This window comes from Pantoea sp. BS_8, assembly GCF_041954965.1.
GTDB classification, from domain to species: domain Bacteria; phylum Pseudomonadota; class Gammaproteobacteria; order Enterobacterales; family Enterobacteriaceae; genus Pantoea; species Pantoea stewartii.
The window spans coordinates 37,697-48,865 of sequence record NZ_JAVAXU010000018.1 but is presented as its reverse complement, the minus strand read 5'-3'; the positions used below and the strand labels follow the sequence as shown (position 1 = coordinate 48,865).

10 protein-coding genes are annotated in these 11,169 nt (G+C 56.2%); 3 read left to right on the top strand and 7 right to left on the bottom strand.

Annotated features, from left to right (window positions below; genetic code table 11):
- Positions 1-708: 708 nt before the first annotated feature.
- Entirely contained in the window at positions 709-1,764 is a 1,056-nt protein-coding gene (gene dinB / locus RAC65_RS21410; protein ID WP_375097232.1) for a DNA polymerase IV, read from the bottom strand.
- A gap of 246 nt (positions 1,765-2,010) precedes the next feature.
- On the opposite strand from dinB, the gene dpaA reads away from it, so the two are divergent.
- Positions 2,011-2,751 (top strand): peptidoglycan meso-diaminopimelic acid protein amidase, encoded by a 741-nt coding sequence (gene dpaA / locus RAC65_RS21405; RefSeq protein WP_033738547.1) that lies wholly within the window; start codon positions 2,011-2,013, stop codon positions 2,749-2,751.
- Here the strand turns inward: dpaA and RAC65_RS21400 are convergent.
- Together RAC65_RS21400 and lpcA are read right to left on the bottom strand one after the other, a co-directional pair.
- Complete coding sequence (locus tag RAC65_RS21400; protein WP_006118044.1) at positions 2,716-3,489, bottom strand: class II glutamine amidotransferase; 774 nt, start codon at positions 3,487-3,489, stop codon at positions 2,716-2,718. The two genes, dpaA and RAC65_RS21400, sit on opposite strands and share 36 nt — an antisense overlap.
- A 53-nt stretch (positions 3,490-3,542) precedes the next feature.
- Positions 3,543-4,121: a D-sedoheptulose 7-phosphate isomerase gene (gene lpcA, locus RAC65_RS21395; RefSeq protein ID WP_039338565.1), complete on the bottom strand. Its 579-nt coding sequence runs from the start codon at positions 4,119-4,121 to the stop codon at positions 3,543-3,545.
- A 252-nt stretch (positions 4,122-4,373) separates the two neighbouring features.
- Here lpcA and fadE point away from each other — a divergent pair, with 252 nt between their 5' ends.
- Complete coding sequence (gene fadE / locus RAC65_RS21390; RefSeq protein ID WP_375097231.1) at positions 4,374-6,821, top strand: acyl-CoA dehydrogenase FadE; 2,448 nt, start codon at positions 4,374-4,376, stop codon at positions 6,819-6,821.
- A gap of 31 nt (positions 6,822-6,852) precedes the next feature.
- Here fadE and mtnK read toward each other — a convergent pair whose 3' ends face one another.
- Positions 6,853-8,052, bottom strand: a complete 1,200-nt coding sequence (gene mtnK / locus RAC65_RS21385) for an S-methyl-5-thioribose kinase (RefSeq protein ID WP_039338567.1) — start codon at positions 8,050-8,052, stop codon at positions 6,853-6,855.
- Between the two features lie 137 nt (positions 8,053-8,189).
- On the opposite strand from mtnK, the gene mtnA reads away from it, so the two are divergent.
- Positions 8,190-9,212, top strand: coding sequence for an S-methyl-5-thioribose-1-phosphate isomerase (gene mtnA / locus RAC65_RS21380; protein ID WP_375097230.1), 1,023 nt, complete (start codon positions 8,190-8,192; stop codon positions 9,210-9,212).
- Between the two features lie 47 nt (positions 9,213-9,259).
- Here mtnA and RAC65_RS21375 read toward each other — a convergent pair whose 3' ends face one another.
- From RAC65_RS21375 to RAC65_RS21365, 3 genes are read right to left on the bottom strand one after another with little or no spacing between them, the layout of a single operon-like run.
- On the bottom strand, positions 9,260-9,802 hold the full coding sequence (locus RAC65_RS21375) for an acireductone dioxygenase (RefSeq protein ID WP_039338570.1): 543 nt from the start codon (positions 9,800-9,802) through the stop codon (positions 9,260-9,262).
- A 1-nt stretch (position 9,803) separates the two neighbouring features.
- Positions 9,804-10,487: an acireductone synthase gene (gene mtnC, locus RAC65_RS21370; RefSeq protein ID WP_054632960.1), complete on the bottom strand. Its 684-nt coding sequence runs from the start codon at positions 10,485-10,487 to the stop codon at positions 9,804-9,806.
- Complete coding sequence (locus RAC65_RS21365) at positions 10,484-11,098, bottom strand: methylthioribulose 1-phosphate dehydratase (protein WP_054632959.1); 615 nt, start codon at positions 11,096-11,098, stop codon at positions 10,484-10,486. The genes mtnC and RAC65_RS21365 overlap by 4 nt, the downstream gene beginning before the upstream one ends.
- Positions 11,099-11,169 lie beyond the last annotated feature (71 nt).

The following is an 11,169-nucleotide window of genomic DNA, read 5'->3' as shown; positions in this document are numbered from 1 at the left end:
CAAGTTTTATCTTTTTAAGCCTCACTGAACACATTCAAACAGACAACACCCGCTTTTTTTAAAAAAACAGGACTGACAGGCGGGGGGTTTCCTGCCGGCATCCGGCGCGCTGAGGAGGGAACGGAGGCCAGGACGGAGCGGCAGGGATGCCGCGCAGAGGACGGCTGCGCCAGGGACGGCGCATCCGGACGGTTCGTCAGGCCGCAGTGAGAGACGAAGGAACAGCGACGGCTGACGGCCGCCGGGATTGTTAAGGGGCTGGCGCGAGCCCCTTAACCCGGCCGCCTGCACGGACAGGCTGAAACTGCCATCGCCTGGCGGGCGGAAAACTCCCGGTGTACGACCGTAATCACCTCCGCCCCTTGGACAAACAGACAAATCCTCAGACAACACCACATCAGTAACACGATCACACAGGCAGGGGTTTCCTGGCGGCATCCGGCGCGCTAAAGAAAGAGCGGCCGCCGGGATTTTTAAGGGGCTGGCGTAAGCCCCTTAACCCGGCCGCCTGCACGGACAGGCTGAAACTGCCATCTCCTGGCGGGCGGAAAATTCCCGGTGCACGACCGTAATCTCCCCCGCCCCGCGGGCAAACAGACAAAACCTCAGACAACACCACACCAAATCAATAACACGATCCCACAGGCAGGGGTTTCATGGAGCCGGAGCACAACCGTAATCCCCCCACTCAACGCGAAAGCGCCCCCTCTATAATCCCAGCAGCAACTGTCTCTCCAGCTGCGGATCCACCAGCGTCACATGCAGCCCCACCAGCCGGACGCCACGTCCGGCGCGGCGCTCGTCCCAGGTCTTACGGGCCACGGCAATCATGTCCTCTTTATTGAGCACGGGCCAGACATGTTCCTGAGTGGTCTGCTGGAAATCACTAAACTTCAGCTTCACGCCCTGGCGCGCAATGTGCTTATCGGGTCGAATCTGCGTCAGGCGACGATCAAGCTCGGCATAGAGGTAATCAATAATTTCCAGACAGCGCTCCCAACTGTCGATATCGTCAGCCAGCGTCCGCTCCACACCCAGCGATTTCCGTTCGCGTTCAACCACCACGCCCCGTTCGTCAATGCCGTGACTGCGCTCCCATAACACTCTGCCGAACTTGCCAAAACGCTTAAGCAGCAGCGCCAAATCGGCTTTTTGCACGTCCGCGCAGGTGTGCAGACCCAGCTCTTCGAGCTTTTTTGCTGAAACTTTTCCTACACCGGGAATTTTTGCCAGCGGTAAGGCCAGCAAGAAATCGGACATCTGGGCCGGTGTAATCACATACTGACCATCAGGCTTGTTTAAATCGGAGGCGATCTTGGCAAGGAATTTTATGGGCGCGATGCCCGCAGAGGCAGTGAGCTGCGTTTCACGAAAAATGGTGGCGCGGATGTCCTGCGCGATAAGCGTGGCCGATCCCTGACAGTGCTGGCTGTCGGTGACATCCAGATAGGCTTCGTCCAGTGAGAGTGGCTCAATGAGCGAGGTATAACGCGAAAAGATGGCACGGATCTGACTGGAGGCTTCTTTATAGATGTCATACCGTCCGGGCAGTAGACGCAGATGCGGACAAAGCTTTAAGGCCATACCGGTCGGCATCGCGCTGCGTACGCCATATTTGCGGGCCGGATAATTAGCGGTACTGATAACGCCACGTCGATCGCGGCTGCCGCCGATGGCCATGGGAATATCGCGTAATGAGGGATCGTCACGCATTTCCACCGCCGCAAAAAAGCAGTCCATATCAACATGAATGATCTTACGCATCGCCCCTCCAGTACTGGATAAGTATACAGTTCGGAAAGGCTTGTGCAATATTTCTTGCAATAACAAACAAAGTTTACAAATTTTTGGCGTCATTCCGCCAAAGAAATGGACATTTTGCGCCGTGCTGTATTGCTAAAAAAACAGACAATGTTTAATGTTGCGCTGCGGTAGCGGAAAGTTCCGATAATGCAAACAGAGGCGCACATAACGCGCCATTGTTCTTCTTCACTTCAAGGTATACACAGCATGGGCAAAATCGCACTTCTGTTTGCGATGCTTTTACTGCCAGCCCTCAGCATGGCAATGACTCCCGAGCCGGTTCAGCAACTGGCCCCTGTGAGTAAAGAGTTAAAGAAACAGCTAATCGGCACGCCGGTTTATATTCAGATCTTTAAGGAAGAGCGGACACTTGAGCTGTACGGCAAGATTGGTAACGAATACCGCTTGCTGGATACTTACCGCATCTGCAATTTTTCGGGCGGTCTGGGTCCAAAACGCCGTGAAGGCGATTTTAAAAGCCCGGAAGGTTTCTACAGCGTAAAACTGAATCAGCTTAAACCTGACAGCCGTTTCTATCGCGCGATTAATATTGGCTTTCCGAATCAATACGACCGTGACCAGGGCTACAGCGGCAACTACCTGATGATTCACGGCGACTGTAAGTCGATTGGCTGCTATGCCATGACCAATGCCTATATGGATCAGATTTTCACGTATGTGAACGCGGCATTGCGTAATGGTCAGCAGGAAGTGAATATTGCAATTTATCCGTTCCGCATGACGGACAGCAACATGCAGCGCCATCGTTATTCGACCTACGCGGATTTCTGGAAGCAGCTTCAGCCGGGTTATGTCTACTTTGCGAAGTATCATCAACCGCCGACAGTCAATGTCGCCAGCGGCAGATATGTGATGAACAGCAGCCCGGTCATCACCCAACCCGAAGCGGCATCACAGTCGTTCCTGGCGCTCTCCAAGGTAAAATAAGGCCCACTCGCCTGGCACGATCCGGTGCCAGGTTTCATTCCCCGTCAGCGGCTGTGTGGCAATGACCGTGACCACGTCGTTCGCCCCGGTATGTTTCTGGAAATCAATTTCCACATCCTGATCGAGCAACTGCGCCCGGCCAAAAGGGGCACGGCGGGTGATCCAGAACAGATTGGTCGAGCAGAAGGCCATCAGATAGCGCCCGTCCGACAGCAACATGTTGAACACGCCCTTTTGCCGCAGCTCGCTCGCCAGCTCGCCGATGTAGCGGAAAACCGCAGGCCAGTTTCCCGGCGTGCGCGGATAGCGCGTGGCCAGCTTATGCAGAATCCAGCAAAAGGCCTTTTCGCTGTCGGTTTCGCCTACCGGCCGAAACGTGCCGGTTTCCAGTTGCCGGTAACCTTTCAGTTGTCCGTTGTGGGCATAGGTCCAGTTGCGTCCCCATAACTCCCGGGTAAAGGGGTGCGTATTTTCCAGCGAAACCGGGCCGCGATTCGCCTGGCGAATGTGCGCCACGACGGAATGGGATTTGATGGGATATTCCTGCACCAGGCGCGCAATGGGGGAATTAAAACTCGGCAAGGGATCTTTAAAGGTGCGGCACCCTTTATCTTCATAAAACGTAATGCCCCAGCCGTCTTTATGCGGCCCTGTTCCGCCGCCGCGCTGCACCAGTCCGGTGAAACTAAAACAAATATCGGTGGGAACGTTAGCGCTCATCCCGAGCAATTCGCACATAGCAACCGCCTTAGAGTAAAAGCCTCCTGTCGGTCAGGAGGCGACACACGCTGTTACCTGACCATCTCTTTTTCAATCAGCAGCATCAGGATATGAATCACTTTGATGTGGATCTCCTGAATACGGTCAGCATAACCGAAATGGGGCACACGAATTTCAATGTCCGCGCTGCCGGCCATTTTACCGCCATCTTTACCGGTCAGCGTGATCACTTTCATCCCCTGGGCGCGCGCCGCTTCTACGGCTTTGATGATATTAGCCGAGTTACCTGAGGTTGAAATCCCCAGCAACACGTCGCCCGGGCGCCCTACCGCTTCTACATAACGGGAAAAGACATGGTCATAACCAAAATCATTACTCACACAGGAAAGGTGGCTGACGTCTGAAATGGCAATCGCCGGGTAGCCCGGACGATTTTCACGGTAACGGCCCGTCAGTTCCTCCGCAAAATGCATCGCATCACAGTGTGATCCGCCGTTGCCACAGGAGAGCACTTTGCCGCCCGCTTTGAAGCTGTCCGCCAACATCACCGCTGCACGCTGGATGGTATGAATGTTCGCGTCGTCACTCAGAAAGTTATTCAACGTTTCTGCAGCTTCGTTGAGCTCTGAACGAATAATGTCCTGATACATAGACTTGTCCTTTGTAGGAGAGGGTAATCACAGCAAGTTTAACGGAATGGCTGACGCACGCATAGCATCACCCCGCCGGATCCTTTTCGCGCCGCGCTTTTTCGCGACCACAGCCTGGGCGTTGCTCGCGCTTTCGCTGATTTTGTGAGTCAGGTTGTAATTGCGATGTAAACAAATTGATAAATGCCCTCATCTGAATTACACCTTCATCATAACAGGTCAGACCTCTTACTACTTACGGAGCACTTCATTATGATGGTTGTCTCGATTCTTGCGACAGTGCTGCTGACTGGCGCACTGTTCTATCACCGCATCTCGCTGCTACTCAGCAGCATCATCCTGTTGCTGTGGACCGCAGCAATGGCGGTGGTCCATCTCTGGACGCCGTGGCTGCTTGTGCCGCTGGCGATTATCCTGTTACCGCTGAACCTCACCAGCCTGCGCCGCAGCCTGTTTTCCAAACCGATGCTGCACCGCTTTCAGCAGGTGATGCCGCCGATGTCTCGTACGGAAAAAGAGGCGATCGATGCAGGCACCACCTGGTGGGAAGGCGACCTGTTTCAGGGCAAACCCGACTGGCAGAAACTGCATAACTACCCGCAACCGCGACTGACGCCGGAAGAACAGGCGTTTCTTGACGGGCCGGTGGAAGAAGCCTGTCGTCTGGCGAATGATTTCCAGATTACCCATGAACTGGCCGATATGCCGCCAGAACTGTGGGCGCATCTGAAAGCCCATCGCTTCTTTGCCATGATCATCAAGAAAGAGTACGGCGGCCTGGAGTTCTCTGCCTATGCACAGGCGCGCGTGTTGCAGAAACTGGCCGGCGTCTCAGGCATTCTGGCGATTACCGTGGGCGTGCCTAACTCACTGGGCCCTGGCGAACTGCTGCAACATTACGGAACGGAAAAACAGAAAGACCACTATCTGCCGCGTCTGGCGCGTGGCGATGAAATCCCCTGTTTCGCCCTGACCAGCCCGGAAGCCGGTTCAGATGCGGGAGCGATTCCGGATACGGGCGTTGTGTGCATGGGCGAGTGGCAGGGCCAGCAGGTGCTGGGCATGCGCCTTACCTGGAACAAGCGCTATATTACGCTGGCCCCGATTGCCACTGTGCTGGGCCTGGCGTTTAAACTTTCCGATCCCGACCATCTGCTGGGCGACAAAGACGAACTGGGCATTACCTGCGCCCTGATCCCCACCAGCACACCGGGCGTGGAAATCGGCCATCGCCATTTCCCGCTTAACGTACCGTTCCAGAATGGCCCAACCCGCGGTAAAGATATTTTCGTGCCGATCGATTTCATTATCGGTGGCCCGGAAATGGCCGGACAGGGCTGGCGGATGCTGGTGGAATGTCTGTCGGTGGGCCGTGGAATCACCCTGCCGTCTAACTCAACCGGCAGCCTGAAAAGCGTAGCGCTGGCCACAGGCGCCTATGCGCATATCCGCCGTCAGTTCAAACTGTCTATCGGTAAAATGGAAGGGATTGAAGAACCCCTGGCGCGCATTGCCGGTAATGCCTACGTGATGGACGCTGCCGCGACGCTGATTACCACCGGCATTATGCAGGGCGAGAAACCTGCGGTGCTGTCTGCGATTGTGAAATATCACTGTACCCACCGCGCCCAACAGTCAATTATCGATGCAATGGATATTGCCGGGGGTAAAGGTATCATGCTGGGCGACAGCAACTTCCTGGCCCGGGCTTATCAGGGTGCCCCTATCGCCATTACCGTGGAAGGCGCGAATATCCTGACCCGCAGTATGATCATCTTTGGCCAGGGTGCTATCCGCTGCCATCCGTATGTGTTGCAGGAAATGGCGGCCGCCGCCAGCAATGATGTGGCGGGCTTTGATAAGGCGCTGTTTAGCCATATTGGCCACGTTGGCAGCAATGCGATGCGCAGCCTGTGGCTGGGCCTTCTGGGCGGACGCACCAGCGCCGCGCCAACGCGTGATGCCACCCGTCGCTATTATCAGCACCTGAACCGTATCAGTGCCAATCTGGCGTTACTGTCGGACGTGTCCATGGCGGTGTTAGGCGGTAGCCTGAAACGTCGCGAACGTATGTCAGCGCGCCTGGGCGATGTGCTGAGCCAGCTGTATCTGGCCTCGGCGACGCTGAAACGTTATGAGGATGAAGGCCGTCATGAAGCCGATCTGCCGCTGGTGCACTGGGGCGTGCAGGATGCCTTGCACAAAGCCGAGAAAGCTATGGACGATCTGCTGAGCAATTTCCCGAACCGTCTGGTCGCTGGCGTCATGCGCCTGGTGGTCTTTGCCGGTGGTCAGCACTGCCCGGCACCGTCCGATCGCCTGGATCATAAGCTGGCAAAAATGCTGCAGGTGCCGTCGGCGACGCGTACGCGCTTAGGTCGTGGTCAGTATCTGGCTCCCAGCAAGCATAATCCGGCGGGCCAGTTAGAGCAGGCGCTACAGGATGTGATGGCGGCTGAGGTGATTCACGATCGCCTGTGCAAACAGCAGAAAAAACACCTCTCGTTTACGCGCCTGGATGCGCTGGCTAAACAGGCGCTGGAACAGGGCTGGATCGATCAGAAAGAGGCAGAGGTGCTGAAGCGTGCCGAAGAGAGCCGTCTGCGTTCAATCAACGTGGACGAGTTTGAGGCCGATGCGCTGGCCGTGCCGGTCAGACAGGATGTGACTAAGCCCGCGCGCCCCAGCGAGGCGGCATAACCCATCAGGCCGACATCACGTCGGCCTTTTTTTATCCCGCCTGGCGGATGCGGGCAATCAGTGCATCCACATCGTCCACGTGCCCGGCCGCCAGAATCAGGGTGCGGCCCAGGGTAATCGCATTGCGAATGCAGTCAGTCCGCATCTCCTCATCCCGAATCAGTTTCATGTCCGCCACATGCGACATGCCAACGGTTCTGCGAATCAGTTCGGTGCCACAATAGCCAATGGTATCTGCCCACACTTTACGCAGAAACGCCTGCGCATAGCCGGGATAAGCCATGGCCACATCCTGCGTCTTGCTCTCCGCCAGCGCCAGAAAACGCGTTTCAAAGGTCTGCCAGACATCATGCACGTCGCTCAGGCGCTGCTCGCGCGCATCCGCGGCTTCACGGGGCGGCAGCAGCCCTGGTAAGCCACAGTAGTTAATCAGCAGATTGCCCAATGCCGTACCGACATCAAATCCCATCGGTCCAAAATAGCCAAACTCTGCGTCGATCGCTTTTAAGCTACCGTCAGCCACAAAAATGGAGCCGCTGTGGATATCGCCATGCAGTAAGGCTTCTGCATGACTGAAGAAACGGTGCTTCAGCCCGGCGACAGCAATGCGCAGCGCCTCATCGGTACGAAGCGATGCCACCAGGGGTTCCAGCGCCTCGGGGTAGCTGTTACGCACATGGTCGGTATAGGGATCGTTGAAAAAAAGATCTTCTGTGATTTCACACAGTTCGGGATTGATAAAGCGCGCCACTTCGGCTTTTTTCACATGCGGATGCAGAATGAAGTCTGAGGTATGGAACAACGTCTGGGCCAGATATTCGCCAAGCTGACGTGGCGCCTCCGGATAGTAAGCGCCCTTCACCAGCTCGCTGCGCCAGATACGGTGACTGGACAGATCTTCCATGATCATCACCGCCAGGTCTGCATCGTAATGCGTGACGTTGACCGTGTGCTGCGGGCAATATTTGTAATGCTCGACCAGCGTCTGCGCTTCAATACGCGCACGATCAAGGGTTAACGGCCAGGATTCGCCCACACAGCGCACATAGGGCAACGCCTGCTTGACTACAATGCGGCTGTTGCCCTGGTCGTCGTAAATTTTGAACACCAGATTGAGGTTACCATCACCAATCTCTTCCGCACTGCGTAAAACCGAGGGATCTTCCAGCCCACCAAACTGTTTGGCATATTCAACCGCATCGGCAGCGGTGAATGTACGGTATTGCGACATTGACCTTTCCTCATCAACAAACGCCGGTGTGCGCCGGAGCTGATTAATCTTTCGTAACAAGCCGTTCAGACGTCTATACATCCGTTACGCATGTTGGCACAATATCCGTCATCAACGCAACATGGATTTCACCGACAATGCAGACATTCCAAACCACAAGCTTACAGGTTCGCAACAACCAGCTCTGGATACTGGATCAGCAGGCCCTGCCTCAGCAAAAGAACTGGCTGCCCGTCCATACTGTGGCGCAGTTGGTTGACCATATTCATGCCCTGCGGGTGCGCGGCGCGCCGTTAATTGGTTTATCTGCATCACTGCTGCTGGCACTGCTGGCAGAACAGGGGGAATCACGCGAGCAACTGGCGCAATCGCTGGACACCCTGCGGGCCGCCCGCCCTACCGCCGTGAACCTGATGAATAACCTTGATCGTATGAAACAGGCGCTGGCGCAGCCAGAAATGGCAACGAGCCTGGTGGAAGAAGCGTTGCGTCTGGTGCATGAAGATAAACAGCTGTGCGATCGCATCGCCGATGCCGGCTGTGCGCTGGTCAAACCCGGCAGTCAGTTGTTAACCCACTGCAACACCGGCGGTCTGGCGACTGCGGGTGTGGGTACGGCACTGGGCGTTATCGCGCGTGCGCATCAACAAGGCCACGTTCACAATGTCTGGGTTGATGAAACGCGCCCGCTGTTGCAGGGAGGACGCTTAACCGCCTGGGAACTGGGCGAGCTGGGTGTGCCTTACCAGTTGATCACGGATTCGATGGCCGCCAGCCTGATGGCGGCGGGCAAGGTTGATGCTGTCTGGGTCGGCGCGGATCGCATTGCCGCCAATGGTGACGTGGCGAATAAAATCGGCACCTACAGCCTGGCGGTACTGGCGCACTATCATGGTATTCCGTTTTATGTTGCCGCGCCGCATACCACGCTGGATCGTCAATGCCCGACGGGGGATGCCATCCCGATTGAGCAGCGTGCCGCCAGTGAAGTTACCGGTGTGTCGGGAAGCTTCGGCAGCGTGCAGTGGGCGCCCGCGGATGCTCAGGTTTCTAATCCGGCCTTTGATGTCACGCCTGCGGCGCTCATCAGTGGTTGGGTACTGGATACCGGCGTGATCACACCGGCACAGGTGGCTGCTGGCGTTTTTCAGCCACAGTAAACAAAACGGGCGGCTGAGTCAGCCGCCCGCAGAAGGCACCGTCATAATTACGCCAGGCGCGGGTAGGCATCGGCGATCCTGTCGCCTGTGAAGTTGGCGATCCAGCCTTCCTGATTATCAAAAATACGAATCGCCGTGAAATGCGGGGATGATCCCATATCAAACCAGTGCGGCGTGCCTGCGGGCACCGAAATCAGATCGTTCTTTTCGCACAGGATCTGCAGGATTTCACCGTCCAGATGCAGGCAGAACAGCCCGGCGCCTTCGACAAAGAACCGCACTTCGTCTTCACCGTGCGTATGTTCTGAGAGGAATTTCTGGCGCAGCACGTCTTTTTGCGGATTGTCTGCCCGCATACTGATGACGTCCCAGCTCTGATAGCCTTTTTCGGCGACCAGGCGGTCAATGGCGTGCTGATAGGCGTTGATCACCGTTTCCGCATCGGGATTCTCGCCCAGATCGCGGTCTGCCTGCCAGCGCTCGAAGCGAACGTCTTTGGCGTTCAGACGCTCACGGATCGCCTCGGGATCGGTGCTGTGCCACAACGGCTGGCTCGGATCGCTATCGCTAAAAATGGTCAGTGCACTCATTTCAAATCGACTCCGGGTTAATCTGAGAAAAATCAGCGACCTGACGATGATGGCTGTCATCATCCGCCGCGTCACGAATCAGCTGCAACGTGTGCCAGCCAGCCTGTCTGGCGGCGTCCAGCTCCTGATGAATATCAGAGAGGAACAGCAATTGTCCGGCCGGCAAGCCCGTTTGCGCCGCGATGTTTTGATACGACGTTACCTCGCGCTTGGCGCCCACGTGGGTATCAAAGTAACCGCTAAACAAACCAGTAATATCACCTTCGTCGCTGTAGCCAAATAACAATTTCTGCGCGGCGACCGAGCCAGAGGAATATATATAAAGTTTAATGCCTTGCGCGTGCCAGGCCGTGAGCGCAGGCAGGACATCCGGATAAAGGTGCCCTGTAAAACGCCCGCTCAGATAGCCCTCGCGCCAAATCATCCCCTGCAGCGCTTTCAGGCCGGTCGATTTGCGGTCCTCATCCATATAAGAAAACAGGATGGCGATCACGCTGTCGACGTCGGCATCGGGCTGTCCGGCCTCCGCACGCACGGCATTGAGCGCGTCCTGAACGGTGGGCTGCGCCTTATGCTGGCGCACATAGTCGGCCAGATGGGCACGGGCATAGGGAAACAGGACGTTATGTACAAAACGGATATCGCTGGTGGTGCCTTCAATATCGGTAACAATGGCCTTAATCATGCCTTCTCCAGCAAGCGACGTTGACGTTCGCATTCAAATAAAAACTCCAGCCCTTCCAGATGGCGGCGCGCTTCTGCCACATCGTTGCCCCAGCAGGTCAGGCCATGACCACGCAGCAGAAAGCCGTAACGCAGCGGAAAACGGGCTGCATAATCTTCAATTTCTGACGCCAGCTCGGCAACATCCTGGCGGTTATCAAACACCGGAATCGCCACGGTATCCTCATGCGTGGACTGACCGCTCAGCGACTTTTGCATCTCATAGCCGTACAGCAGTAGCGCCGCGCCCTGCTCTACGCGCGACAGAACGGTGGAATTGACCGTGTGCGTATGCAGTACTGCGCCCGCCTCCGGAAACAGGCGGTAGATCAGCGTGTGCAGTGCGGTCTCGGCAGAAGGCCTGCGACCCGAGGGGGCCTGGCTGGTGGCAATGTCGACCTGAATAAAGTCATCCCGCGTCAGGCTGCCTTTATCTTTGCCTGACTCGCTGAGCAGGCAGAAATGCGCATCCTGGCGCACCGACATATTGCCGCCGGTGGCGGGCGCCCAGCCCTTCGCACCTATCCAGTGACAGGCGGCAACCAGCTGATCTAAAGCATGAGAATCGGACATTACTCTTCCTTTTAGCCGTCTAAGCGTCTTGATTGCCAAATACTAGCATCCTGTTTATAGTGGCAGCAACT